24 protein-coding genes are annotated in these 23,793 nt (G+C 68.9%); 15 read left to right on the top strand and 9 right to left on the bottom strand.

The window, feature by feature from the left end:
- Window positions 1-125 precede the first annotated feature (125 nt).
- The 6 genes from ABD691_RS11440 (at window position 126) to ABD691_RS11415 (ending at window position 6,976) form a co-directional block, all read left to right on the top strand.
- Window positions 126-1,793 (top strand): sodium:solute symporter family protein, encoded by a 1,668-nt coding sequence (locus ABD691_RS11440; RefSeq protein ID WP_344679554.1) that lies wholly within the window; start codon window positions 126-128, stop codon window positions 1,791-1,793.
- Window positions 1,794-1,817: 24 nt separating this feature from the next.
- Window positions 1,818-2,078: a hypothetical protein gene (locus ABD691_RS11435; protein ID WP_344679553.1), complete on the top strand. Its 261-nt coding sequence runs from the start codon at window positions 1,818-1,820 to the stop codon at window positions 2,076-2,078.
- Window positions 2,079-2,104: 26 nt separating this feature from the next.
- Window positions 2,105-3,793, top strand: a complete 1,689-nt coding sequence (gene araB, locus ABD691_RS11430; protein ID WP_344679552.1) for a ribulokinase — start codon at window positions 2,105-2,107, stop codon at window positions 3,791-3,793.
- Between the two features lie 3 nt (window positions 3,794-3,796).
- Window positions 3,797-4,498, top strand: a complete 702-nt coding sequence (locus tag ABD691_RS11425) for an L-ribulose-5-phosphate 4-epimerase (RefSeq protein WP_344679551.1) — start codon at window positions 3,797-3,799, stop codon at window positions 4,496-4,498.
- Window positions 4,491-5,990, top strand: a complete 1,500-nt coding sequence (gene araA / locus ABD691_RS11420) for an L-arabinose isomerase (RefSeq protein WP_344679550.1) — start codon at window positions 4,491-4,493, stop codon at window positions 5,988-5,990. The genes ABD691_RS11425 and araA overlap by 8 nt, the downstream gene beginning before the upstream one ends.
- A 65-nt stretch (window positions 5,991-6,055) precedes the next feature.
- The gene (locus tag ABD691_RS11415; protein ID WP_344679549.1) at window positions 6,056-6,976 is read left to right on the top strand and encodes a pectate lyase family protein; all 921 of its coding nucleotides are present in this window, start codon (window positions 6,056-6,058) and stop codon (window positions 6,974-6,976) included.
- Between the two features lie 109 nt (window positions 6,977-7,085).
- Here ABD691_RS11415 and ABD691_RS11410 read toward each other — a convergent pair whose 3' ends face one another.
- Window positions 7,086-7,475, bottom strand: coding sequence for a hypothetical protein (locus ABD691_RS11410; RefSeq protein WP_344679548.1), 390 nt, complete (start codon window positions 7,473-7,475; stop codon window positions 7,086-7,088).
- Between the two features lie 325 nt (window positions 7,476-7,800).
- On the opposite strand from ABD691_RS11410, the gene ABD691_RS11405 reads away from it, so the two are divergent.
- Complete coding sequence (locus tag ABD691_RS11405) at window positions 7,801-8,832, top strand: LCP family protein (protein WP_344679547.1); 1,032 nt, start codon at window positions 7,801-7,803, stop codon at window positions 8,830-8,832.
- A 1-nt stretch (window position 8,833) separates the two neighbouring features.
- The gene (locus ABD691_RS11400) at window positions 8,834-9,178 is read left to right on the top strand and encodes a hypothetical protein (protein ID WP_344679546.1); all 345 of its coding nucleotides are present in this window, start codon (window positions 8,834-8,836) and stop codon (window positions 9,176-9,178) included.
- A gap of 20 nt (window positions 9,179-9,198) precedes the next feature.
- Here the strand turns inward: ABD691_RS11400 and ABD691_RS11395 are convergent, their stop codons facing one another.
- Entirely contained in the window at window positions 9,199-9,513 is a 315-nt protein-coding gene (locus tag ABD691_RS11395; RefSeq protein ID WP_344679545.1) for a DMT family transporter, read from the bottom strand.
- Window positions 9,510-10,145 carry an FMN-dependent NADH-azoreductase gene (locus ABD691_RS11390; protein ID WP_344679544.1) on the bottom strand — a complete coding sequence of 212 codons (636 nt, stop codon included), beginning with the start codon at window positions 10,143-10,145 and terminating at the stop codon, window positions 9,510-9,512. The genes ABD691_RS11395 and ABD691_RS11390 overlap by 4 nt, the downstream gene beginning before the upstream one ends.
- Window positions 10,146-10,197: 52 nt before the next feature.
- Here ABD691_RS11390 and ABD691_RS11385 point away from each other — a divergent pair, with 52 nt between their 5' ends.
- Window positions 10,198-10,746 (top strand): TetR/AcrR family transcriptional regulator, encoded by a 549-nt coding sequence (locus ABD691_RS11385; protein WP_344679543.1) that lies wholly within the window; start codon window positions 10,198-10,200, stop codon window positions 10,744-10,746.
- 28 nt (window positions 10,747-10,774) lie between these two features.
- Here ABD691_RS11385 and ABD691_RS11380 read toward each other — a convergent pair whose 3' ends face one another.
- Window positions 10,775-13,132 carry a sulfatase-like hydrolase/transferase gene (locus ABD691_RS11380; RefSeq protein ID WP_344679542.1) on the bottom strand — a complete coding sequence of 786 codons (2,358 nt, stop codon included), beginning with the start codon at window positions 13,130-13,132 and terminating at the stop codon, window positions 10,775-10,777.
- Window positions 13,133-13,358: 226 nt separating this feature from the next.
- On the opposite strand from ABD691_RS11380, the gene ABD691_RS11375 reads away from it, so the two are divergent.
- A complete protein-coding gene (locus tag ABD691_RS11375) occupies window positions 13,359-14,375 on the top strand; it encodes an esterase/lipase family protein (RefSeq protein WP_344679541.1) in 1,017 nt (338 codons plus the stop codon).
- A 35-nt stretch (window positions 14,376-14,410) separates the two neighbouring features.
- Here ABD691_RS11375 and ABD691_RS11370 read toward each other — a convergent pair whose 3' ends face one another.
- The 4 genes from ABD691_RS11370 to ABD691_RS11355 all read right to left on the bottom strand — a co-directional run bounded on the left by ABD691_RS11370 (window position 14,411) and on the right by ABD691_RS11355 (window position 18,092).
- Window positions 14,411-15,442 carry an MBL fold metallo-hydrolase gene (locus ABD691_RS11370; RefSeq protein ID WP_344679540.1) on the bottom strand — a complete coding sequence of 344 codons (1,032 nt, stop codon included), beginning with the start codon at window positions 15,440-15,442 and terminating at the stop codon, window positions 14,411-14,413.
- A gap of 119 nt (window positions 15,443-15,561) precedes the next feature.
- Entirely contained in the window at window positions 15,562-16,488 is a 927-nt protein-coding gene (locus tag ABD691_RS11365) for an SDR family oxidoreductase (RefSeq protein ID WP_344679539.1), read from the bottom strand.
- 112 nt (window positions 16,489-16,600) lie between these two features.
- On the bottom strand, window positions 16,601-17,365 hold the full coding sequence (locus ABD691_RS11360; protein WP_344679538.1) for an SDR family NAD(P)-dependent oxidoreductase: 765 nt from the start codon (window positions 17,363-17,365) through the stop codon (window positions 16,601-16,603).
- A 31-nt stretch (window positions 17,366-17,396) separates the two neighbouring features.
- Window positions 17,397-18,092, bottom strand: a complete 696-nt coding sequence (locus tag ABD691_RS11355) for a DUF4386 domain-containing protein (RefSeq protein ID WP_344679537.1) — start codon at window positions 18,090-18,092, stop codon at window positions 17,397-17,399.
- Window positions 18,093-18,173: 81 nt separating this feature from the next.
- On the opposite strand from ABD691_RS11355, the gene ABD691_RS11350 reads away from it, so the two are divergent.
- Window positions 18,174-18,704 (top strand): MarR family winged helix-turn-helix transcriptional regulator, encoded by a 531-nt coding sequence (locus ABD691_RS11350; protein WP_344679776.1) that lies wholly within the window; start codon window positions 18,174-18,176, stop codon window positions 18,702-18,704.
- Window positions 18,705-18,772: 68 nt separating this feature from the next.
- Here the strand turns inward: ABD691_RS11350 and ABD691_RS11345 are convergent, their stop codons facing one another.
- Window positions 18,773-20,245, bottom strand: coding sequence for a purine-cytosine permease family protein (locus ABD691_RS11345; RefSeq protein WP_344679536.1), 1,473 nt, complete (start codon window positions 20,243-20,245; stop codon window positions 18,773-18,775).
- 286 nt (window positions 20,246-20,531) lie between these two features.
- Here ABD691_RS11345 and ABD691_RS11340 point away from each other — a divergent pair, with 286 nt between their 5' ends.
- The 4 genes from ABD691_RS11340 (at window position 20,532) to ABD691_RS11325 (ending at window position 23,774) form a co-directional block, all read left to right on the top strand.
- Window positions 20,532-21,392 (top strand): TetR/AcrR family transcriptional regulator, encoded by an 861-nt coding sequence (locus tag ABD691_RS11340; protein ID WP_344679535.1) that lies wholly within the window; start codon window positions 20,532-20,534, stop codon window positions 21,390-21,392.
- A 90-nt stretch (window positions 21,393-21,482) separates the two neighbouring features.
- Complete coding sequence (locus ABD691_RS11335; RefSeq protein ID WP_344679534.1) at window positions 21,483-22,370, top strand: beta-keto acid cleavage family enzyme; 888 nt, start codon at window positions 21,483-21,485, stop codon at window positions 22,368-22,370.
- Window positions 22,371-22,374: 4 nt separating this feature from the next.
- Window positions 22,375-23,349 (top strand): 3-hydroxyacyl-CoA dehydrogenase NAD-binding domain-containing protein, encoded by a 975-nt coding sequence (locus tag ABD691_RS11330; RefSeq protein ID WP_344679533.1) that lies wholly within the window; start codon window positions 22,375-22,377, stop codon window positions 23,347-23,349.
- Entirely contained in the window at window positions 23,349-23,774 is a 426-nt protein-coding gene (locus ABD691_RS11325; protein ID WP_344679775.1) for a thioesterase family protein, read from the top strand. Before ABD691_RS11330 ends, ABD691_RS11325 begins: the two co-directional genes overlap by 1 nt.
- Window positions 23,775-23,793: the final 19 nt, after the last annotated feature.

Below are 23,793 nucleotides of genomic sequence, written 5' to 3'. Positions count from 1 at the left end.
ACGCGGTCATGTGCGCGTGTTCTGTTCTCGCCGGATTCATTCCCGGCTCTTGTTCTTTCGTTTCGAACGCGTCGCGCCCGGAATCGCGCGCCCTGATTTTTCCGCAAACCGAGGAAAAGCGAACCATGTACATACTTGCGGATTCTCTGCGTCTGTCGATGAACTGGACGGACAACCTGATCCTGGCTTCATACTTCGTCGTCGTGCTGGGCATCGCCTTCGCCGCGAAGCGCAGCGTGCGCAACAGCCTGGACTTCTTCCTGTCCGGCCGTTCGCTGCCCGCGTGGGTCACCGGCCTGGCGTTCGTGTCGGCCAACCTGGGCGCGACCGAGATTCTCGGCATGGCCGCCAACGGAGCCCAGTACGGCGCTTACACGGTGCACTGGTACCTGATCGGCGCGATCCCGGCGATGGTGTTCCTCGGCCTGGTGATGATGCCGTTCTACTACAACTCCAAGGTGCGCAGCGTCCCGGAGTTCCTGCTCAAGAGGTTCAGCAGGTCCTCGCACCTGCTGAGCTCGGTGATCTTCGCGGTCGCGTCGGTGCTGATCGCGGGGGTCAACCTCTACGCCCTGGCGATCGTGCTGCGCGCGCTGCTCGGCTGGCCGCTTCCGGTGTCCATCGTGGTCGCCGGGCTGTTCGTGCTGGCCTACATCGTCATCGGCGGGCTGTCGTCGGCCATCTACAACGAGGTCCTGCAGTTCTTCGTCATCGTCGCCGCGCTGGTGCCGCTGACGGTCCTCGGCCTGATGCGGGTCGGCGGGATCGGCGGTCTCGTCGAGAAGGTCACCGCGACGCAGGGCGCGGACTTCCTGACCGCGTGGGGCAACACCGGCTTCGGGCAGGAGAACCCGCTCGGCGCCAACTGGCTGACCATCACGCTCGGACTCGGGTTCGCCGTGTCCTTCGGCTACTGGACGACGAACTTCGCCGAGGTGCAGCGGTCGCTGTCGGCGAAGAACCTCTCCGCCGCCCGCCGCACCCCGCTGATCGCGGCGTTCCCGAAGATGTTCATCCCGCTGATCGTGGTGCTGCCGGGCATCATCGCCGTGCTCGTCCAGCCCGGCATCGGGCAGCCGGGCAGCGCCTTCGAGTTCAACGACGCGATTCCGCTGCTGATGCGGGACCTGCTGCCCAACGGCGTGCTCGGGCTCGCGGTCACCGGTCTGATGGCGTCGTTCATGGCCGGGATGGCGGCCAACGTGTCCAGCTTCAACACCGTGTTCACCACCGACATCTGGCAGGCCTACATCAAGCCGAACATGCCCGACGCGCACTACCTGCGCGTGGGCCGCGTGATCACGGCGGTGGGCGTCGTGGTCGGCATGGGAACGGCGTTCATCGCGGCGTCCTTCAGCAACATCATGAACTACATGCAGACCCTGTTCTCGTTCTTCAACGTTCCGCTGTTCGCGACCTTCATCCTGGCGCTGTTCTGGAAGCGGATGACGGCGAAGGCGGGCTTCTGGGGCCTGCTGCTCGGCACCCTCGCGCCGATCAGCTTCTACCTGGCCTACAAGAGCGGCATGGTGCCGATCAGCACCGACCAGGGCGCGAACATGACCGCCTCGATCGTCGCGTTCGTCGTCGACGTGGCGGTGAGCGTGCCGATCGCGCTGGCGACCAAACCCAAGTCCGACGCCGAACTGGCGGGCCTCGTCTACACCAGGTCGGCCGCCCGCGCGGTCGGCGAGCGCGAGCCCGGTGACGACGCCTGGTACCGGAAACCCGCCCTCCTCGGCTGGAGCGCGATCGTCCTGGCCGCGCTGTGCTACGTCCCGTTCTCCTTCTGAGCCAACACGATCCGGAGGTTTCCCATGTCCGAAGGCACACTCGATCCCACCCGGAGAACCGAGGCGCGGAAACCGGTCGCGGCGACGCTGTTCGACGTCCGCACCGCGATCGGCGGGCTGTTCCTGTTCTACGGAGTCCTGATCGGACTGGTGGGCCTGTTCGGCACCGACGCCGCCGCGCTGGAGAAGGCGCAGGGAGTCAACATCAACCTGTGGACCGGGCTGTCCATGGCCGTCGTGGGGGCACTTTTCCTGCTGTGGCTGCGGCTCCGACCGCTCCGGTGACCACGAACGTCCTAAGAGGAATCTCGATGCGAGCAACACCAAAGAGCTGTGTCGTCGGCGTCGACTTCGGAACGCTGTCCGGCCGTGCGGTCGTGGTCCGGGTGGCCGACGGTGCCGAGCTGGGTTCGGCGACCTACGACTACCCGCACGGCGTCGTGGACCGGGCGCTGCCCGGCTCCGGCGCACCGCTGCCGCCGGACTGGGCGTTGCAGGTCCCCGACGACTACCGCGGCGTGCTGCGCTTCGCGGTACCCGCGGCGCTGGCCGACGGGGGAGTGGATCCCGGCGACGTCATCGGGATCGCCACCGACTTCACCGCCTGCACGATGATCCCGACCACCGCCGACGGGACTCCGCTCAACGAACTCCCCGAGTTCACCGGGAATCGGCACGCCTACGTCAAGCTGTGGAAGCACCACGCCGCACAACCCCAGGCCGACCGCATCAACGCGCTCGCCCGCGAACGCGGGGAGCCCTGGCTGCGCCGCTACGGCGGACTGGTCTCCTCGGAGTGGGAGTTCGCCAAAGGACTGCAGATCCTCGAAGAGGCGCCCGACGTCTACGCCGCCATGGACCGGTGGGTCGAGGCCGCGGACTGGATCGTGTGGCAGCTGTGCGGAAACTACGTGCGCAACGCCTGCACCGCCGGTTACAAGGCGCTCCGCCAGGACGGCGCGTACCCGTCCCGGGACTTCCTGACCGCGTTGAACCCCGCGTTCGCCGGTTTCGTGGCCGACAAGGTCGACCAGCCGATCGGGCAGCTCGCCGACCGCGCGGGCGGCCTGTCGGCGCGCGGCGCGGAACTCACCGGACTGCCGGAGGGAATCGCGGTCGCGGTGGGCAACGTCGACGCCCACGTCACCGCCCCGGCGGCGCGGGCCACCCGGCCGGGCCAGATGGTCGCGATCATGGGCACCTCGACCTGCCACGTGATGAACGCCGGCACCCTCGGCGAGGTCCCGGGCATGTGCGGTGTGGTCGACGGCGGCATCACCCCCGGCCTGTGGGGCTACGAAGCCGGGCAGAGCGGGGTCGGCGACATCTTCGACTGGTTCGTCACCACCTCGGTTCCCGGCGACTACCAGCGCGAAGCGCGGCGGCGCGGCATCGGCGTGCACGAACTGCTCACCGAGCTCGCCACCGGCCAGGCTGTCGGCGAACACGGCCTGGTCGCCCTGGACTGGCACAGCGGCAACCGCTCGGTCCTGGTCGACCACGAGCTGTCCGGCCTGGTCGTCGGACTGACCCTGGCCACCCGGCCCGAGGACGTCTACCGCGCGCTGATCGAGGCGACCGCGTTCGGCACCCGTCGCATCATCGACTCCTTCGCCTCCGCCGGTCTCCCGGTGACCGAGCTCGTCGTCGCGGGAGGACTGCTGCGCAACCCGCTGCTGATGCGGATCTACGCCGACGTGACCAACCTGCCGCTGTCCACGATCGGTTCGGAGCAGGGACCGGCGCTGGGGGCGGCGATCCACGCCGCCGTGGCCGCCGGGGCCCATGCCGACATCCACGCCGCGTCGGAAGCGATGGGGCGCAAGAACGACGCCGTTCACGTGCCGGTTCCCGCCAACGTCGCCGCCTACGACGAGCTGTACCGCGAGTACTGCCACCTCCACGACCACTTCGGACGCGACGCCTCCGACGTGATGCACCGGCTGAAAGCGATCCGCCGCGCAGCCGTCGACCGCCACCCCGGACGAGAGGTCGCCTGAACCATGACGATCAGCTCCGACATCACCAGCACGCTCACCTCGCTGCGCCGCACGGTCGCCGACCTGCACGGTGAACTGACCCGCTACCAGCTGGTGATCTGGACCGCCGGGAACGTCTCGGCGCGGGTGCCCGGACGGGACCTGATGGTGATCAAGCCTTCCGGAGTGTCCTATGAGGACCTCGATGCGGACTCGATGGTCGTGACCGATCTGCACGGGAAACTGGTCGAGGGTGAGCGAAATCCTTCGTCCGACACCGCCGCGCACGCCTACGTCTACCGGCACATGCCCGGAGTGGGCGGGGTGGTGCACACGCACTCCACCTACGCCACGGCGTGGGCTGCGCGGGGGGAACCGATCCCGTGCGTGCTGACCATGGTCGCCGACGAGTTCGGCGGGCAGATCCCGGTCGGCCCGTTCGCGATCATCGGCGACGACTCCATCGGCCGCGGAATCGTGGACACGTTGCGCCGGAGCCGTTCCCGCGCGGTGCTGATGCAGAACCACGGCCCGTTCACCATCGGCCGCGACGCCCGCGAGGCGGTCAAGGCCGCAGTGATGCTTGAGGACGTGGCCCGCACCGCGCACATCGCGCGCCAGCTCGGCGAACCTGTCCCGATCGAACAGGACGACGTTGACCGGCTTTTCGACCGTTACCAGAACGTCTACGGCCAGCGCGCCGACTCCGGAGGCACCGATGCCTGATTCCGCCCGCACGGTCTGGTTCCTGACCGGCAGTCAGGGGCTCTATGGACCGGAGATCCTGGACCAGGTCGCCGGCCAGGCGCACACCATCGCCGCCGCACTGGACGCGGCGCTCCCGGCCGCCGTCGTCGCCAAGCCCGTGCTCACCGACCCCGGTGCCATCCGGCGGGTGATGCTCGATGCCAACGCCGACGACGCCTGCGTCGGTGTGATCGCCTGGATGCACACCTTCAGCCCCGCGAAGATGTGGATCGCCGGTCTCGACCTGCTGCGCAAACCGCTGCTGCACCTGCACACGCAGGCCAACCAGCGGCTGCCGTGGGCCGAGATCGACATGGACTTCATGAACCTCAACCAGGCCGCCCACGGCGACCGCGAGTTCGGCTACCTCCAGACCCGGCTCGGTATCCCGCGCAAGACCGTCGCGGGCCACGTCGCAGATCCGGCGGTGCTCGACCGGATCGGTACTTGGACGCGGGCTGCGGCGGGCCGGGCGGAGATGGCCTCCATGCGGGTCGCGCGCTTCGGCGACAACATGCGCGACGTCGCGGTGACTGAAGGTGACAAGGTCGAGGCACAGTTGCGGTTTGGTGCCTCGGTGAACACCTACGGTGTCAACGATCTGGTCGCCGTCGTCAACGCCGTCGAGGGCAAGCGGGTCGACGAACTCGTGGCGGAGTACGAGGAATGCTATGACGTCGCACCCGAGCTGCGTTCCGGTGGTGAGCGCCATGACAGTCTCCGGTACGGCGCGCGCATCGAACTCGGTTTGCGCGACTTCCTCACCGGTGGCGGTTTCACCGCGTTCACGACCAACTTCGAGGATCTCGGCGGTCTGCGGCAGCTGCCGGGCTTGGCCGTGCAGCGGCTTATGGCCGAGGGCTATGGCTTCGGTGGTGAGGGTGACTGGAAGACCGCGGTGCTGTTGCGTGCGTTGAAGGTCGCGGCCGAGGGGTTGCCCGGCGGCACCTCGTTCATGGAGGACTACACCTACCACCTGGTGCCGGGTGAGGAGCGGATTCTCGGTGCCCACATGCTCGAAGTGTGCCCGTCCCTCGCGGCGGGCACCCCGAGCCTGCAGATCCATCCGCTGGGCATTGGCGGGCGCGAGGATCCGGTGCGGCTGGTGTTCGACGCCGCACCCGCGGCCGGGGCGGTCGTGGTCGGGATGGCCGACCTCGGTGAGCGGTTCCGGCTGATCGCCAACGACGTCGACGTCGTCGCACCGGACGCCCCGCTGCCGAAGCTCCCGGTCGCCCGAGCGGTCTGGCGACCGCGTCCCGACCTGCGGACCTCGGCGGAGTCCTGGCTGATCGCGGGAGGCCCGCACCACACCGTCCTGTCCACCGCGTTGACCAGCGAGCACCTGGCCGATCTCGCGGAGATGACCGGGACCGAACTGGCCCTCATCGACGCCGGGACCAGCACGCGGCGCTTCACCAGCGAACTCCGCTGGAACCACGCCTACCACCGGCTCGCAAGAGGACTGTGACCGCTCGACGAGGATTCGATCACTGCGTGACTTTCCCGTCCCCACAAGGAAAAGAGGAGAAGATCATGCGCAAATCCCTTGCAGGTCTGCTGATGACCGGTGCGCTTGCGGCCGGGGCGACAGGAGTCGCCACCGCCGCGGCCGACCGGGCCGACGCCCCGATCGGTTTCGGCGCCGACACCACTGGTGGCGCGGGCGGTGAAACGGTGACTGTGTCGTCGCCCGACGAGTTCGCCGCCGCGGTCGCCGCGGACGGCCCGCTGACCGTGCAGGTCGAGGGCACCATCGCCCTGTCCGGGATGGTGCGGGTCGGCTCGGACAAGACGATCGCCGGAGTCGGCACCACCGGAGTGCTCACCGGTGGCGGCCTGAGCATCCGCCAGGCGAACAACGTGATCGTGCGGCAGCTGACGATCAGCGGCTCCGGTGACGACAACATCAACGTCGAGGAGTCGACCAACATCTGGATCGACCACAACGACCTGTCCCGGGCAGCGGACGGTGCGCTGGACATCAAGTCCGCGTCGGACAACGTGACGGTGTCCTGGAACCACTTCCACGACCAGGACAAGAACGCGCTGCTCGGCCACAGCGACGACAACGAGGGGCAAGACAACGGGAAGCTGCGGGTCACCTACCACCACAACTGGTTCGACGGCACCAACCAGCGCAACCCCCGCGTGCGGTTCGGCAACCCGGTGCACGTGTTCAACAACTACTACAACGACATCGGCAGCTACGGCGTCGCCTCGACGATGAACGCCGGGGTGCTGGTGGAGCGCAACTCCTTCGAGAACGTCGCGGACCCGTTCCACCTCGGCGAGGGCGACTCCGGCCCGGGATCCCTTGTCGCGCAGGACAACCACGTGGTCAACTCGGGTGCGGGTGAGACCGGTGGCAGCGTCGCGGAGATCCCGTACAGCTACACACCGGACGACGCGGCGGACGTGAAGGCCATCGTGACCGGCGGCGCCGGCGTCCGGTAGCCGAAACGCGCGAAGGCGCCCGCCAGGCCGTCGTGCCGGGCGGGCGCTCCGCACTGTTCTGCCGAAGGCCAGCTGCAGCGGGCACGACCTGACGATGTCGGGGAGGACGTCAGCGCCGGATGGCTTTGGTGATGACGCGGCCGACGACGAGGTAGACGAGGGCGGCCAGCCCGTAGTTGAGGATGACGCCGAGCAGGGCGTCGTCGGGGGTGAACACGTCGCCGAGCCCGAGGACCAGGACCTGGGCCAGGCCGTAGACGAACGAGACGAATTCGTTGCCCTGGTTGGCATCGAAGACCACGAACAGGATGTGCAGCACGAAGACGGTGACGACCGCGCCGGTCACGATGTGGATGACGTTCGCGACGGTGTCGCCTGCCTCGTCGCGGCGCCGGTTGTCCTGGCCGTGGTAGTCGCCCTGCGGCGGCCCGTGTCCCGGATGGTGGCCAGGTCCCTGCGGTGGGTAGGGGTTGTGGCCTTGCTGGGGGTGGTAACTCATGGGCCGCGATTGTGAAGACCCGGAGATCCGCGTCGCAAGGCCGCGGCGGCCCGGAATCGGGGAAGTGTCGACGCATCGGAAGTGAATCCACTTCGGAAGAACTCCCTGTTCTGCATTGACGGCGCGTTGGTAACCGCAACTAACCCGACGCTCACGAAAAAGGTTGCTTCGGCGTGATTCGGGCGTTTTCCCATCGTTGCTCGCGCTGTGTCATTCCTCCTATTTGGCCGCCTTGATCTCTGCGATGCTTGCCCGCCGCACGGCCGGGTTCGGGGAACCGATCGGCACGAAAGCCGCGTCGCGGCAGGGAGAGAAGGAACGCGATATGGCCTACACGCAACCGGGATACGAGGCGCGCGGACGGGCTCCGGAGCCGCCGGTGCGGCGCAAGCGACGCGGCCGGAAACTCCTCGCGGTCCTGGCCGTGCTGCTGCTGGCGCTGGCCGGGTTCGTGCTCTACGTGGACTACTCGCTGAAGCGGGAGCAAGCCCTGCCCGCCGACGGGGACCGGCCGCAGGACGGGCCGGGCACGAACTGGCTGCTGGTCGGCTCCGACAGCCGCGAAGGGCTCGACCAGGAGCGCCAGGCCGAGCTCGGCACCGGGGACACCGCGGGCCGGCGCACCGACACCGTGATGCTGGTGCACATCCCGGAAGGCTCCGGCGAGCCCACGATGGTGAGCCTGCCCCGCGATTCGCTGGTCAAGATCCCCGGGCACGGCAAGGACAAGCTCAACGCGGCCTTCGCCTACGGCGGGTCGCAGCTGCTCGTGCGGACCGTGGAGAGCAACACCGGTGTGCGGATCGACCACTACGCCGAGGTCGGCCTCGGCGGGTTCGCCGACATCACCGACGCCGTCGGCGGCGTGGACCTGTGCGTCAAGGAACCGATGCGGGATCCCAAGGCCAACCTCGACCTCCAGCCGGGTTGCCAGACGCTGGCCGGGCCGCAGGCGCTGGGCTACGTGCGGACCCGTGCGACCGCGCAGGGAGACCTGGACCGGGTCCAGCGGCAACGTGAGTTCCTGGCGGCGCTGACCGGGAAGGTGTCCGGTCCGGAGGTCCTCGCGAACCCGTTCCGGCTGTTCCCGCTGATCCTCAACACCTCCCAGTCGTTCCTCGTCGACACCGGCGACCACGTCTGGCACCTGGGCTCGCTGGGCCTGGCGATGAAGGGCATCGCCTCCGGGCAGGGCGTCACCACGACGGTGCCCTTCGGTGGCTTCGGGGAAACCGACGGCGGCGCCTCCGTCGTCGAGTGGGACGACGAGGGTGCCGAGAAGCTCTTCGGCGCGCTGGCCACCGACAGCCCGGTGCCGCAGGACGTCATCACCACCGCCGAGGGCTTGGGAGGTTGACGTGGCGCAGGTTCGTCGAATCGGCTCGTTCGGCGGCGACCTCGAAGAGGCGCTGGGCGCGTTCGAGGCATGCCTGGCCGAGACCGCGCCCAGCGGCCGGCGCCACGCCGAACCGGACGCCCTCTCCGAGAAGTTCCACGAGCTGCGGATGGACGTGGTCCGCCAGGCCGAAGCGCTACCGCGCGCGGTGTGGCCACGGCCCGTGTGCGAGCACTGCGCCGGAGAGCGCGAAGTCCAAGCCGTCCAGGCCCGGTACCCCGAAGGCACGGCCGCACCGGAGTTCGACACCATCCGCCGGATGTGCCCGGACTGCTGGGGAACCGGGCTGACCCTGAGCCCCAGGTGATCCGGCGGAAGGGGGATCGGCTAGCTGGTGACCCTGGCCAGCACGATCCCTCCGGTGATCAACCCGAGCGCGAGAACCCTGCCCGTGCTCAACGGGTCGTTGTTCAGCAGGACGCCCAGCGCGATGGCGCCGACTGCGCCGATGCCGGTGAAGACCGCGTAGGCGGTTCCGACGGGGATCGAGTTCATCGCGATCGACAGCAGCAGGACCGCGGCTGCCATGAGCAGCAGGCAGATCAGCGTCTGCAGCGGCCGGGTGAAGTTGTGCGTCGGCTTGATGCTTTGGGACCAGGCGATTTCGACCAGGCCCGCCGATAGGAGGATCAACCAGTTCACGGAACGGCCACCTCACGTGTCGCGGCTTCCAGTGAGGCCGTGTGCTTCTGGCGGAGGTGCTCCAGCGCCGGGTCCACTGTGGAGTTCGCCAGCTCGACGTTGATGAACCGCACGTCGTCCACGTCGAAGTGGCCCTTGAAGAAGTCGCGCAGGTAGCGCTCCTGGTGGTCGTAGGGTTCGCGCGGGGTGCCGGGACCGTAGGCACCGCCCCGGGCGCTGGTCACGACGAAGGACCGGCCGGCGAGCGACATCCGCGGAAAGGTGATCTGGTCGATCCACGCCTTCAACGCCGACGGGATCGAGTAGTTGTACATGGGGGTGCCGATCAGCACCACGTCGGCGGCGACGACCTCGGTCAGCAGCGGCTCGACGATCTCCCACGCCTGCCGCTGCGGCGCGGTGCGCACCGCTTCGGGATACCGGTCGATCTCGGTGATCTGGTGGGCAAGCAGGTAGTCGCACAACTCCGTCCACGCCTCGCCGATGTGCGGAACGGGTTCGGCCGCGAGGTCGCGGTGGACGTACTGGCCGGTGGGGTGGCTCGCCCGCCACGCCTCGGCGTAGGTGCGGGACAGCCTGCGGGAAAGCGACGTGCGGCGGGCGCTGGCGTCTAAGTGAAGCAAACTGGACATGCTGTCCACTTAAGCACAGGACCGGACAGCGTGTCCAGATAGACTCCGGCTCATGGAAAGAGCAGACGCCGCGCGCAACCGCGCTCGGATCCTGGAAGCTGCCGCCGAGCTGTTCGCCTCGCGCTCACCGCGCGAGGTGACGATGGAGGACATCGCCCGCGCCGCAGGCGTGGGCAGGGGCACGCTCTACCGCCGCTACCCCGACCGGGCCTCGATCGCCGTGGCCCTGCTCGACAAGCACGAACACGCCCTGCAAGAACGAATGCTGCGCGGCGATCCGCCCCTCGGCCCCGGCGCCACTCCGGCCGAACGGCTGGCGGCCTTCTACGCGGCGATGGTCGACCTGCTGGAAAAGCACCGGCACCTGGTCCTCGGCAGCGAGGTCGGCCGCTCGCGCTTCCAGACCGGGGCCTACGGGTTCTGGCGGGCGCACGTCCGTTCGTTGCTGCTCGCCGCCGACATCGCGAATCCGGAGCCGCTGGTGGAGGTCCTGCTGGCACCGCTGGCTCCGGACGTGTACGGCTACCAGCGCGAGGACATGGGCCTCCGGCCCGAGCAGATCACCGAGGCGTTGACGAAGTTGACCGAGCTGCTCCGGTGACAGCGCCTGGCCGCGCAGCAGCCTGGTTTCAGTCGTGCGCGGCCTTGAACCGCGCCCGGCCGCCGGTCACGTCGTCGTGCAGGTCGTCGCCCAGGTCGACGCGCACCTGGTGCAGCCGTCCGGTGAACCGGTTGTCGACGACCGGGTAGTCGTCAGTCACCGGTGAGGCCCGGTCGACGCCGATGTCGAAGGTCTCGTCGAAGGCGAAGTAGTACGGGATCGTGGCAGGCACCGCGACCTCGCCGGCCTGTGCACCGTCGACGTGCAGCGTGGCGGTGCCGCCCTGGCCGACTCCGCCGCCGTCGTAGGCGAACTCCATCCGGAGTTCGTGCTTGCCCGCGGGCAGCGGGTCCCGGCTGCGCGCGGTGTGCACCTCCAGGCCGAAGTAGTTGTAGGCGTAGCAGAACCGGCCTTCGTGGAGGTAGACCGACCAGCCGCCGAACCGCCCGCCCTGGGCGACGAGCACCCCTTCCGCGCCGCCGTCGGGGATCTCGACCTCGGCGGTGATGGTGTGCGAGCGGTTCTTGACGTTCGGTGCGGTTTCCTCGGTCAGCCGCTTGGCGCCCGCGTGGAAGGTGACCGAGCGCCGCTCGCCCATGAGGTCGAGCCGCCCGGCCTCGCGGGGGTTCTCGCGCTCGGTCATCCGGTCGTCCAGCGGGAACACGTTGTGCTTGGCGGCTTCGACGAGGAACAGCTGCTGCAACTCGGCGAGCTTTCCCGGGTGTTCGGCCGAGAGGTCGCGGGCCTGGGTCCAGTCGGTGTTGGTGTCGTACAGCTCCCACACGTCGTCGTCGAAGCCGCGCCGACGGCCGTCCTGCACCATTTCCCACGGTGTGCCGTGCCGGGTCACGGCCATCCAGCCGTCGTGGTAGATGCCGCGGTTGCCGACCATCTCGAAGTACTGCACCCGATGCCGGTCCGGTTCGGCGGGACCGTTGAAGCTGTAGAGCATGCTGGTGCCCTCGATCGGCTTCTGCGCGACGCCGTCCACCTCGGCCGGGTGCGGGATGCCCGCGGCTTCCAGCACGGTCGGCACGATGTCGATCACGTGGTGGAACTGCCGGCGGATGCCGGAGCGCTCCTCGATTCCGCGCGGCCAGTGCACGATCATGCCGTCGCGGGTGCCGCCGAAGTGCGAGGCGACCTGCTTGGTCCACTGGTACGGGGTGTTCATCGCCAGCGCCCAGCCGACCGGGTAGTGCGCGTGCGTGGTGGCATCGCCCAGGGCGTCGCGGTGTTCGTTGATGAACTCGGCGGAGTCCGGGATGCCGCTGGCGAAGCGGTGTTCGTTGAGCGTGCCGCCCAGACCGCCTTCGGCGGACGCGCCGTTGTCGCCGAGGATGTAGATGAACAGGGTGTTGTCGAGTTCGCCGAGATCGTCGAGGGCGTCGACGAGACGACCGACCTGGTCGTCGGTGTGCTCGGCGAAGCCCGCGTAGAGCTCCATCAGGGAAGCGGCGGATCTCCGCTCGGCGTCGGAGAGTTCGTCCCAGTGCGGCACGCCCTCGGCCCACGGCGCCAGCTCGGCGTCCTGCGGCACCACACCCAGTTCCTTCTGCCGCCGCAAGGTGATCTCGCGCTGCTTGTCCCAGCCGTGGTCGAACCTGCCCTTGTACTTGTCCCGGTATTCCTTGGGAACGTGGTAGGGCGCGTGGGTGGCGCCGAAGGGCAGGTACGCGAAGAACGGATGATCCGGTTTCAGCGAGCGCTGGTCGCGCACCCAGTCGATGGCCTGATCCACCAGGTCCGCTGACAGGTGGTACCCGTCCTCCGGCCTGCGCGACGGCTCGACCGGACTGGTGCCGTCGAACAGCACCGGGTACCAGTGGTTCATCTCGGCGCACAGGAACCCGTAGAACCTCTCGAAGCCCTCGCCCGTGGGCCAGCGGTCGAACGGACCGGCGGCGCTGACGTCGCGGGCCGGGGTCTGGTGCCACTTGCCGAAGGCGGCGGTGTTGTAGCCGTTGCCGCGCAGCACCTGCGCCAGCGTTGCCGCGCTGCGCGGGCGGATTCCGGTGTAGCCGGGTGCGGCGCTGGCCATCTCGGTCGTGACGCCCATGCCCACCGAGTGGTGGTTGCGCCCGGTCAGCAGCGCCTGGCGGGTGGGGGAGCAGATCGCCGTGACGTGGAACCGGTTGTAGCGCAGGCCGCCCTCGGCGAGCCGGTCCGCGGTCGGCATCCGGCAGGGACCGCCGAACGCGCTCGGGGCGCCGAAACCCATGTCGTCGATCAGCACGATCACCACGTTCGGCGCGCCCTCCGGCGCGTTCAGCGGACGTGCCGGCTCGAACGCCGGGTCCTGGCTGTGCACGTCCAGCGACGTGGCCGGGGGAGGGGTTGCCTCCGCGATCGGCAGGCGCGTCCGGTCCGGGGTCGGGTTCTGCACTTCAGGCTCCTCTCCGCTGTGCGCAGCTTGGCACCCGTACCGAACCTGATCAACGCTCGCCGGCGAGATCTTCCGCCCGGAGCAACGGACTCCCCGGCGGTCTCGCGCATTGAGAAGGCCGCGATCAGCCCGATCACGGCGGTGACCACGAGACCCGTTCCCGGTACGCTCCCGCTCGCCCCGTCGCCCGCCAGTTTCGGTTGGCACAGCCCAGAAGGAGCTCCCCATGGCGAGGTTCACCCGCGGTATCGCGGCAGTCGCTGCGGTCGTGTTCGCCCTGTTACCCGGCCTGGCCGCACCCGCCGCCGCCCAGCCCGAGTTCGCTCCGGTCGATCAGCCCGGTCCCGCGCTTTCGGTGCCGGAGGATCGCTTGCGGCAGAGCCTGCGCTGCACTTCCGATGTTCGTGGCGCCGGCCGTGACGTGGTGCTGTTGATCCATGGAACCACGCTGGATCCGGGCACGAACTTCGACGGGAACTGGTTCGCCGCGCTGGACCAGCTGGGCTGGCCGTACTGCTCGGTGGCGTTGCCCGACAGCGCGATGAACGACGTCCAGGTGTCGGCCGAGTACGTCGTGCACGCGGTCCGGGAGATCAGCGGAGCCAGCGGTCACAAGGTCGACATCGTCGGCTTCAGCCAGGGCGGTCTCGTGCCTCGGTTCGCGCTCCGGTTCTGGCCCGACATCCGGGCCGGGGTCGATGACTACGTGGCTCTGGCCGCCACCAACCACGGCAGCCTGACGGTCGACGGGATGTGCGTCCCGGGTTGCGCGCCCGCGCTGCAACAGCAGCGCTACCACTCCGAGCTGACCAGGGCGACCAACTCCTACCAGGAGACCTTCGCCGGTATCTCCTACACCGACATCTACTCCCACACCGACCAGTTCGTGACGCCCAACCTCGACGACTCGGGTACGACCTCCCTGCACGGTGGGGGAGGCAGCATCACCAACGTCGCGGTGCAGGACGTCTGCCCGCTGCATGTGGCCGACCACCTCGCCGTCGGCACGTACGATCCCGTCGCCTACGCCCTTGCCATGGACGCGCTCACCCATCCCGGGCCCGCTGATCCCGAGCGCGTGCCGTCGGACACGTGCGGTCAGCTGTTCATGCCGGGAGTGGACCCGCTGACCTTCCCCGGCAAGTACGTCGACCTGTGGGACACCGTCCTCGTCGAGTTGGTGGCCTATCCCCACGTCCGGTCCGAGCCCCCGCTCAAGCCCTACGTCTACGCCCGCCGCTGACCCGGCGTCGAGGGCAACACCGGCGGAAGTGCCGGTCAGATCTCGAACTGCTGGAGGTGGCGCGGGTCGAGGACCTGCCCCCGGTCGCCGAGGATGTTCTGCAGGGTGGTGACGACCTCCCGGTTGACCCCGTTGTGCACCTCTGGGGCGTCCAGGGGCGTGACCATGTCGTCGTGATGGGAGGGGATGACGATCCGTGGCCAGCCCAGCGCCTCCAGCGCACGTTCGAAGTAGTCGTGCACCGCGGCGTTGCCGCTGGCGCCGAGTACGAGCACGTCCGGCCTGGCCCCGGCGACCTCCCGCTCGGCGAAGTTGGCGGTGCCGCTGAGGAACATCACGCGCAGTCGGTCTCCCACGGTGATCTGGTAGCCCAAGGAGCCGCCCTCGACGAGTTCGCCGAGTGTTGTCGGTTTCCGCGGCGGGGTGGTCAGGGTTCCGGCCGGTGCGAAGCCGTATCCACCCAGCTGGCTGTGCAGGCTGCGGAACACCTCGATGGTGTAGTCGGGTCGCGGCTTTTCGTTGCTGCGCAGTGGGAAGCGCAGGTGTTCACCGCCGGTGACCAGCACCAGGTCGGGCTCGCGCGCGGGCGGGATGCCCATCGCGCGCACGAGGTTCAGGTGCGTTTCGCCGCCGAGTACCCGGATGCGCTGATCGGTCCACTTCGGATGGTTCAGCAGTGGTGGCACGTCGGCGAGGTGGTCCCAGTGCCCGTGCGTGGCGAGGATGAACTCCGGCGCTCCACCCAGCTGATCGCTGAGGACCCAGTCGATGATCCGCGCGTTCACCTCCAGCGGGTACCGCATGTCCATCTTGCCGTCGGGGCCCGCGTACTGCTGGCGCGTGAGGTAGGGGTCGATGAGCAGGCGGTGTCCGTCGAAGGCCATTTCCCAGCCCGCTATGCCCAGCCACCGCAGGTGCACCCCGCTCGGTCCGGCCGCCGCAGCCGGCGCCGGGCCCGAACACGCGGCGCTGAGTGCGGCCGTACCGGCCAGTCCGGCTGCCACGGTTGTCCGCAGCACGTTCCTCCGGCTCACCCCGCCGGCAGGCGTGGCGCATGATTCACACATGGCCGGTTCTCCTCGATTTCCTGTTGTTGACGGCTCTCGCGGGCTGTTTTGACCAAATTGGACGGAGCGCGCCAAGCGAACCGGTTCGCTTGGCGCGCACGGGCGGTGGCAGGACCAGGTCAGCGGTATCCGGTCGGGTCCGCGGGCTTGCCCGCGCCTTCGACCTCGACCAGGTAGCGCCAGCAGTCCGGTTGTGAGCCGTCCAGGTCGGTGAAGCCGTATTCCTGCGCGAGCTGCCCGCTCGACAGCGATTGGCCGTTCCGGCGCGCGACGTCGGCGTCGCCTGCCAGCGCCACGACCGCGCGTCCGACGTACGCCGGGCTCTCCGAGATGCAGAAGTGCGGCACGGTGGTCAGCGCGTCACGCCAGTTGTCCTCGGTGACGCCGAACCCGTCGAGCATCATCTCCGAGCGCAGCCAGCCAGGGGTGAGCGCCACCGCTGTCCCGCCGTGCGGCTTCAGCTCGTGCGCCTGCACGAAGGCCATGCGCAGCACGCTGTTCTTGACAAGGTCGTAGAAGTACGAGTTGCGGTAGTGCGTTGTGTTGTACGCGGACGTCCCGTCGGTCATCTCGACCACGAGCCCGCCCGGTTGCCGCACGAGCAACGGCAGCAGGAAGTGGCTGGTGATGGCGTGCGTCTCCACGCCCAGCCGGAGCAACCGCAGTCCCTTGTCGAGGTCGTGCTCCCACACCGGCGTGTCGAACGCGAACAGCTTCTCGCCGCCCCAGACGTCGTTGACCAGCACGTCGAGCCGTCCCTGCTCGGTGTCGATGCGCTCGGCCAGAGCGCGCACCTGCTCGGGCGCCAGGTGGTCGGTCGGTACCGCGATACCGGTTCCGCCCGCGGCGGTGACCAGCTCCGCGGTCTCCTCGATCGTCTCGGGCCGGTCGTACTCCGAGCGCTGCTCCCGCGTCGTGCGGCCGGTGACGTAGACCGTCGCACCCGCCGCGCCGAGCTGGACGGCGATACCGCGCCCCGCACCCCGCGAGGCGCCCGCGACCAGCGCGATCTTTCCCCGGAGGTCCGGTGCCGATGTGTCGGGCATGAATTCCATTGGGCTCCTTGTCCGTCCGTGTGGTCCGGTCCGCGGTTGACGCCGACCGGTGAACCATGATCTCCCCGGAATCCCGACATCCTGTGTCGGGTTTTTTCTCTTTTCAGTGAGTGATCCGGCCGCCTGCGACGTCGATGGTGATTCCGGTCAGCCAGGACGCCGCCTCGGAGGCGAGGAACAGGGCGGCCTGGGAGACGTCGTCGGTGGTTCCGATCCGGCGCAGCGGATGCAGGTCGGCGATCTTCTGCCGCACTTCGGCGGGCATGTGGGTCCGGGTCTTCTCGGTCTCCACGGCGGACGGTGCGATGCAGTTGACGCGGATTCCGCGCGGCCCGATCTCGGCGGCCAGGTGCCGGGTGAGCATCACCAGCCCGGCGTTGGCGACGCCGTAGGCGAGGTTGGCCTCGCTGGGCTGGCGGCCTGCGGCCGAGGACATGGTGATGATCGAGCCCCGGCCGCGTTCGAGCATCCCGGGCAGGAACGCCCGGATGGTCAGGAAAGCCGAGGTCAGATCGGAGTCGAGCACCTCACGCCAGCGCTGTTCGGTCAGTTCCGCGGCGGGGATCGGACGGCCCTGGCCTCCGGCGAAGGAAGCGAGGACGTCTACGGGGCCGAGCTGGGACTCGACCTGTTCCCGCACGCGCTCCAGCGCGGTGGAGTCGGTGACATCGGACGCGGCGCTGATCGCGGTGCCGCCCCGGTCGGTGATACCGGCGACGACCGCGGCCAGGGCGTCCTGGTCGCGCCCGACCACGCAGACCTTGGCGCCCTGGGCGGCGAAGGCCCGTGCGGTCTGCGCGCCGATGCCGCGGGATCCCCCGGTGATGAGCACGATCTTGCTGTTCAGGTCGGGATAGTTGCTGAGCATGTGAGGTCGCTCTCCGGTTGCGGGCTGTCTGCTACTGGTGTCCTGAGCGGGGGCGGGTGCGCGGCATCAAGGCCGCGACGAACACCAGCCACACGAGTCCGCCGAAGCGGACCACCGGCAGGAGGTAGCCGAAGCCGGGGGCCAGGAAGGTGAGCGTGGAGACCATTCCGGCGGCGGCGAGCACGAGGCCGGTCCACGTCACCGCACGGGGCAGCAGCCTGGCGAGCAGACCTGTCACGGAGATTCCGGCGATCAGCAGGGCGAACGTCACCGCGTAGCCGGGTCCGCCGGACAGGAACGACAGGTCCGCCAGGGCACGCGCCAACGCGGGGTCGGCATCTGCAGGCAGCCGGCCTCCGGTCCAGGCGAGCATCGCGCTCATAGCCAGCTCACTGGCGGCCAGCACCCCGCCGACCAGGGTGATCGCCGAGCCCGGGGCGGTGATGCCCAGCGCGCGCAGCCGCCGGTAAAGCACTGCCGCCAGGAGCGCGAGGGGCACCGCGGAGGCGAAGAGCAGGAAGGCGCCGACCTCGATCGTGGCGGCATTCGTCTGGGCGTAGTGCAGGACCGCGCTGCCCGGAGCGTCGGGCTGCGGCGTGGACCGGTTGGCGACGACGTAGCCGATGGTCAACGCGGTGAAGGTGAGAACGGGGACCAGCAGCGGCGGACCGGCTTGCGGGCGACGCGCCGGCGCCGCGGGGCGCTGGGTGCTGGGGGCGGTGGTCATGATTCCTCCTTGGCAACGGTTCCAGAGAGATAATCGTTCATGAAGTGAATGATTGCAAGAGGGTACGATGATTGCGTGAGGATGAATCGAGCGGACGGCGGACCTGAGGCGCGCGGCGGTGCGGCGTTCCTGCTCGCCCAGCTCGGCGCGCACGCGGCAGGCCGGTTCGCGGAACGGCTCGCCGGGCTCGACCTGACTCCCGCGCAGGCGGGACTGCTGCGTCACCTGGCGCAAAACCCGGGACGCAGCCAGCGCGAGCTCGCCGACGACCTCGGGATGCTGCCGAGCCGCTTCGTCCCCTTCGTCGACGAACTGGAAGAGCGCGGACTGATCGAGCGCCGGAAGAACCCCCGCGACCGGCGGCTGTACGCGCTGCACCTGACCCCGCAGGGCCTCGACCTGCTGACCGCGCTCCTCGATGTCGCCGCGGATCACGAACAGCAGATCTGCCAGGCGCTGACCCGCGCCGAGCACCAGCAGTTGAGCGCGCTGCTCCGGCGCATCGCCGACCAGCACGAACTCAGTCCCGGGATCCACCCGGGCTACCGGTGGTCTCAGCCCAGGCGGTCGCGCGGCGGAGCGCCCACTTCCCGGGCGGACGGCGCTGGCTGATCGATCCCGTCAACGACAAGGGCTCCGCAGGCCGGGTGTGGCCTGCGGAGCCCTTGTCGCGGAGAAGGCTATTCGACGCCGCTCGGTTCGAGGTCGCGATCCGCCTCGGCGATCCGCCGCTTCTCCGCTTCGACGTCCACCGACCGGCACGCCAGCAGGTACGCCACCGCGGACACGATCAGTCCGGCGATCATGGAGATGTCCGCACCGCCGAGCCAGGTCGCGGCAGGTCCGGTGAACAGCCCGTTGCTCATGAAGGGAACCATCGCCAGGAACCCGATGGCGTAGGCGGCCAGACCGCGCCAGTTCCACCGCCCGTACATGCCGCGCGGGTTGAAGATCTCCCGGATCGAGTAGTGCGTGTGCCGCACGAAGTAGAAGTCGACCAGGTTGATCGCGGTCCACGGCGTGAACAGGTAGAGCAGGATCTCCAGGAACTCCCCGAACTGGTGCAGGAAGTCCTCCGAGGCGCTGAAGGCGATCGCCGTGGAGACCACCGCGGAGATCAGCAGCGTCGCGATGCGCTTGCTGCGGGTGCTGCGCGCCAGCGGTCGGAACGAGTCACTGATGGACAGCAGCGTCAGCGACGCGCCGTAGAACTGGATGCCGGTGATGGTGATCAGGCCCAGCAGGGACACCACCAGCAATGCGCTGCCGAAGCCGGGGAAGATCAGGTCGCCCGCGTCGCGCACCGCCTCGGACACGCCGAGCTCGGCGTTGAACGCGGCGGCGATCGCGCCGACCAGCATCATCCAGGCCCCGCCGACCAGCGCGCCGAAGTAGGTCCACCAGAACGACGGTCGCACCCCGACGTCGCGGGGGAGGTAGCGCGAGTAGTCGGACACGTAGATCGACCACGACAACTGGTAGGCCGCGGCGACGAAGAACTGCACGAGGAACGGGTCGAGCTGGAAGCCCTCGAAGCTGAGCTGCCCGGCAGGCAGGCCACCGGCGACCGCGATGCCGACGGTGAACACCAGCAGCGCGGCGATGAGGACGTAGGCGAGCACGCGTTGCGCCTTGTGGATCAGGTCGTAGCCGAAGATCCCCACCACCAGCGCGACACCGGTGAACACCACGTACACCGGCTCCGCGTCGACCCCGGTGAGCAGCTGCACCGTCTCACCGGCCAGCAGCGTGTTGAAGGCGTTGTACCCGACGTAGGTCACCAGCGCGACCACCCACACCAGCAGGGCGCCGAGGTAGCCGAACTGGGGCCGGGACTGGATCATCTGCGGCAGGCCGAGCTGCGGGCCCTGGGTGGAGTGGAACGCCATGAAGAACGTGCCGAACGCGCACCCGAGGATGATCGCGATCGCCGTCCACAGCAGGTTGGTGCCCATCGTGATGCCGAGGGCTCCGGTGGCGACGGTCGCCAGGTGCGCGTCGCCGGTGAACCACACGGGCCACAGGTGCCAGACCCTGCCGTGCCGTTCGGCCAGCGGAACGTAGTCGATGGACCGGGACTCGATGCCGAGCGCCCCGGTGTCAGCGGGCTGGGCCTGGGTGTCGGGTTCGGGCTGGTCGGCCAGCGTGCCCATTGCTGCTCCTTCAGTGTGAGTGACGGCGCGCGGGGCGCGCCGAATCAACAGCCGCCTGTCGGTGATCCCGCCGTGGGGGGCCGGACGCGACGCGATCGTTGCGATTCGACTGAACAGTCAGCCATGCGATGGGGCAATACTCTGAGCGCAGAACGACGTGCGGGTCAAGCGAACCAGTTGTTTATGCAGTTAAAGCGCAATCTCGATGCAATCGGCGTCTGCTGAGCCTGATTGCGATCCTGCGGGTCATTGCGATTATCGCAATGCGCTGATACCGTCCGGAACTGTGCGGGACACGGCATCGGAGTTGCGTCAGCGAGTGCGGCAGGTGCTGCGCGAGTACCGGGGAAGCCAGCGGGCGTTCGCCGAGCAGATCGGCCTGGACGCTACGAAGTTGTCGAAGTCGCTGAACGGGACCAGGCGTTTCACCGCCGCCGAGCTGACCCGCATCGCGGAGACCGGTGACGTGACGGTGAACTGGCTGCTCAACGGCAGCGACGACGCGGAGACGGTCGCCGCGGCGCCGCGGCGGTCCGCGCTGCGGCACCGGTCCCCGGACCGCCCGGAGGAAGCCGGCCGCTACCAGCAGATCCTCGACGCCGCATGGCACCTGATCGCCGAGCGCGGCTACCACTCGGTGCGGATCGCGGACGTCGCAAGGGAATGCGGGACCAGCCCGGCCACGATCCACTACCACTTCCCCGGCCGGGACGACCTGCTCACCGAAGCGCTGCGGCACTCGGTCCGCCAGGCGTTCGACCGGCAGGTCGCCGAGCTGCACAGCATCACCGACGCGCACGAGCGGCTGCTGCGCCTGATCGAGCTGCAGCTGCCCACCCCGGGGCCGCTGCGGCTGGAGTGGTCGATCTGGCTGCAGATGTGGAACGAAAGCGCGCTGCGACCGGAAATGCGCGTGCTGCACACCGACTCCTACACCCGCTGGCACGAAACGATCGCCCGCACCATCCAGGAAGGCCAGCACCAGGGCGTGTTCGCCGACACCGACGCCCAGGACCTCACGATGATGCTCACCGCGCTCATCGACGGTCTCGGCATCCAGGTGCTCACCGAGCGCCCCGGCCGGTCGGTGGAGCGCATGCGCCAGGCACTGCACGACTTCGTCGAGCGCGAAATCGTGCGGAAGTGAACTGACCCGGCACCGGAAATCCCCCCAGTCGCAACGGAAACGACGTTGGCGACGCGATCACGCGCACCCTCGGCGCGGAGAGGAACGCACATGAACAACGAAGTGATCATCACCGCCGCGCTCACCGGCGCGGGCGACACCGTGGGCAAGAGCGAGCACGTGCCGGTCACCCCGGAGCAGATCGCGGCCTCGGCGGTCGACGCCGCGAACGCCGGCGCGGCCGTCGTGCACATCCACGTGCGCAACATCGAGGACGGCAAGGGGTCCCGCGACGTCGCGCTCTACCGCGAGGTCGTCCGCCGGATCCGCGAGTCCGATGTGGACGTCGTCATCAACCTCACCGCGGGGATGGGCGGCGACCTCGTCATCGACCAGGAGGACCCGCTCAAGCCGGTCGACGGCACCGATCTGGTCAACGGCCTGGAGCGGCTGCCGCACATCGAGGAACTCCTCCCGGACATCTGCACGATGGACTGCGGATCGCTGAACTTCGGCGAGGGCAGCCAGCTCTACATCAGCACCCCGGACATGCTGCGGGCCGGAGCGGCGCGCATCCAGGAACTCGGGGTGAAGCCGGAGCTGGAGATCTTCGACACGGGCCAGCTGTGGTTCGCCACCAAGCTCATCGCGGAAGGGCTCATCGACGCGCCGCCGCTTTTCCAGCTGTGCATGGGAATTCCCTACGGAGCTCCGGCCGATCCCGGTGTGTTGCAGTCCATGGTGAACATGCTTCCGGCTGGTGCGAACTGGGCGAGCTTCGCCATCGGGCGCAACCAGATGCCCTGGGTGGCGCAGTCGGCGATCCTCGGCGGCCACGTGCGGGTCGGTCTCGAAGACAACCTGTACCTCAGCAAGGGGGTCAAGGCCACGAACGCGCAGCTGGTGGAACGCGCGGTGACGATCGTCGAAGCACTCGGAGCCAAGGTCGCGACGCCTGACCAGGCGCGCGAGAAGCTCGGCCTGAAGCGGAGGGGCTGAAACCATGACCAGTGAGACAACTGATCAGCCATCGGTGGAACCTGCCGACGTGCGCCGGGTCGCCTGCGTCGGGGCCGGTGTCATCGGGGGCGGCTGGGTCGCCCACTTCCTCGCGAAGGGCTACGAGGTCACGGCCTGGGATCCGGCGCCGGACGCGGAGGCCAGGTTGCGCAGGCTCGTCGACGCGGCCTGGCCCGCGCTCACCGAACTCGGTCTCGCCCCGGGCGCGTCGGTGGACAACCTCACGGTCGCGGACACGTTGGAGACGGCCGTGCGCGACGCGGAGTTCGTCCAGGAAAGCGCACCGGAAGACCTCGACATCAAGCGGGACCTGCTCGCGCGCATCGACGCGGCCACGCCCGCCGGTGTCGTGGTGTCCTCGTCGACCTCCGGCTACGGGATGACCGAGATGCAGACGGAATGCGCGACCCCGCAGCGCCTGGTCGTCGGTCACCCGTTCAACCCGCCTTACCTGATTCCGCTGGTCGAGGTGGTCGGCGGCGAGCGCACCCGGCCCTGGGCAGTGCGCTGGGCAGCGGAGTTCTTCGAGGTCGCCGGGAAGTCGGTGATCACGATGGACCGCGAGGTGCCCGGGTTCATCGCCAACCGCCTCCAGGAGGCGATCTGGCGCGAAGCCCTGCACATGGTGGCCAACGGCGAAGCGACCGTCGAGCAGATCGACGCCTCCATCACCGAAGGTCCGGGGCTGCGCTGGCCGCTGCTGGGGCCGTGCCTGACCTTCCACCTGGCCGGAGGAGAAGGCGGCATGGCGCACATGCTGGACCACTTCGGACCGTCGCTGAAGTCACCGTGGACCCGCCTGGAAGCCCCCGAGCTGACCGAGGAACTGCGGGACCGGATGGTGCGGGGCTGCGAGGACGCCGCGGGCGGGCGCAGCATCGCCGAGCTCGTCGCCGAACGCGACCGCGCGGTCATCGCCGTGATGCGGGCGATCGAAGAAGTCCGGAGGAAGTCGTGATCGGGGAACTGCGGCAGCACGTCCGTCCGGAGTGGATCGACTACAACGGCCACCTCAGCGAGGCGTACTATGTCCTCGTCTTCGGATTCGCCACGGACGCGCTGATGGAGCGCACAGGTCTCGACGAGCAGTACCGCACCAGCACCGGCTGCTCGCTGTACACGGTCGAGGCGCACATCCGGTACCTGCGCGAGGTCGGCCCGGATGCCGAAATGGTGGTGCGGACCAGAATCACCGAGCGCGGCGCGAAGAAGCTGCGGCTGTCCCACGAGATGTTCGTCGACGGCACGCTGGTTTCCACCGAGGAGATCACCGCACTTCACGTGGACACGAGGGCGGGACGTACCACCCCGTTTCCCGAGGAGGTGGCCCTTCAGCTCGCACGGGCCCAGGAGGTTCTCGACGCCTCCACACCGGATGGTTGACGGCGTTCTCCCCGGTGGA

It is taken from the genome of Saccharopolyspora taberi (assembly GCF_039534165.1).
In the GTDB taxonomy this organism is placed as follows: Bacteria; Actinomycetota; Actinomycetes; order Mycobacteriales; family Pseudonocardiaceae; genus Saccharopolyspora_D; species Saccharopolyspora_D taberi.
Note: the sequence above shows the minus strand (reverse complement) of the source record. Positions and strands in the feature narration are given on the sequence as shown.

Bases quoted from the DNA above. Each gene is read 5' to 3' on its own strand.
- ABD691_RS11440 (WP_344679554.1), top strand. From the start codon at position 126: ATGTACATACTTGCGGATTCTCTGCGTCTGTCGATGAACTGGACGGAC.
- ABD691_RS11435 (WP_344679553.1), top strand. From the start codon at position 1,818: ATGTCCGAAGGCACACTCGATCCCACCCGGAGAACCGAGGCGCGGAAA.
- araB (WP_344679552.1), top strand. From the start codon at position 2,105: ATGCGAGCAACACCAAAGAGCTGTGTCGTCGGCGTCGACTTCGGAACG.
- ABD691_RS11425 (WP_344679551.1), top strand. From the start codon at position 3,797: ATGACGATCAGCTCCGACATCACCAGCACGCTCACCTCGCTGCGCCGC.
- araA (WP_344679550.1), top strand. From the start codon at position 4,491: ATGCCTGATTCCGCCCGCACGGTCTGGTTCCTGACCGGCAGTCAGGGG.
- ABD691_RS11415 (WP_344679549.1), top strand. From the start codon at position 6,056: ATGCGCAAATCCCTTGCAGGTCTGCTGATGACCGGTGCGCTTGCGGCC.
- ABD691_RS11410 (WP_344679548.1), bottom strand. From the start codon at position 7,475: ATGAGTTACCACCCCCAGCAAGGCCACAACCCCTACCCACCGCAGGGA.
- ABD691_RS11405 (WP_344679547.1), top strand. From the start codon at position 7,801: ATGGCCTACACGCAACCGGGATACGAGGCGCGCGGACGGGCTCCGGAG.
- ABD691_RS11390 (WP_344679544.1), bottom strand. From the start codon at position 10,145: ATGTCCAGTTTGCTTCACTTAGACGCCAGCGCCCGCCGCACGTCGCTT.
- ABD691_RS11385 (WP_344679543.1), top strand. From the start codon at position 10,198: ATGGAAAGAGCAGACGCCGCGCGCAACCGCGCTCGGATCCTGGAAGCT.
- ABD691_RS11375 (WP_344679541.1), top strand. From the start codon at position 13,359: ATGGCGAGGTTCACCCGCGGTATCGCGGCAGTCGCTGCGGTCGTGTTC.
- ABD691_RS11370 (WP_344679540.1), bottom strand. From the start codon at position 15,442: ATGTGTGAATCATGCGCCACGCCTGCCGGCGGGGTGAGCCGGAGGAAC.
- ABD691_RS11365 (WP_344679539.1), bottom strand. From the start codon at position 16,488: ATGCCCGACACATCGGCACCGGACCTCCGGGGAAAGATCGCGCTGGTC.
- ABD691_RS11360 (WP_344679538.1), bottom strand. From the start codon at position 17,365: ATGCTCAGCAACTATCCCGACCTGAACAGCAAGATCGTGCTCATCACC.
- ABD691_RS11355 (WP_344679537.1), bottom strand. From the start codon at position 18,092: ATGACCACCGCCCCCAGCACCCAGCGCCCCGCGGCGCCGGCGCGTCGC.
- ABD691_RS11350 (WP_344679776.1), top strand. From the start codon at position 18,174: ATGAATCGAGCGGACGGCGGACCTGAGGCGCGCGGCGGTGCGGCGTTC.
- ABD691_RS11345 (WP_344679536.1), bottom strand. From the start codon at position 20,245: ATGGGCACGCTGGCCGACCAGCCCGAACCCGACACCCAGGCCCAGCCC.
- ABD691_RS11335 (WP_344679534.1), top strand. From the start codon at position 21,483: ATGAACAACGAAGTGATCATCACCGCCGCGCTCACCGGCGCGGGCGAC.
- ABD691_RS11330 (WP_344679533.1), top strand. From the start codon at position 22,375: ATGACCAGTGAGACAACTGATCAGCCATCGGTGGAACCTGCCGACGTG.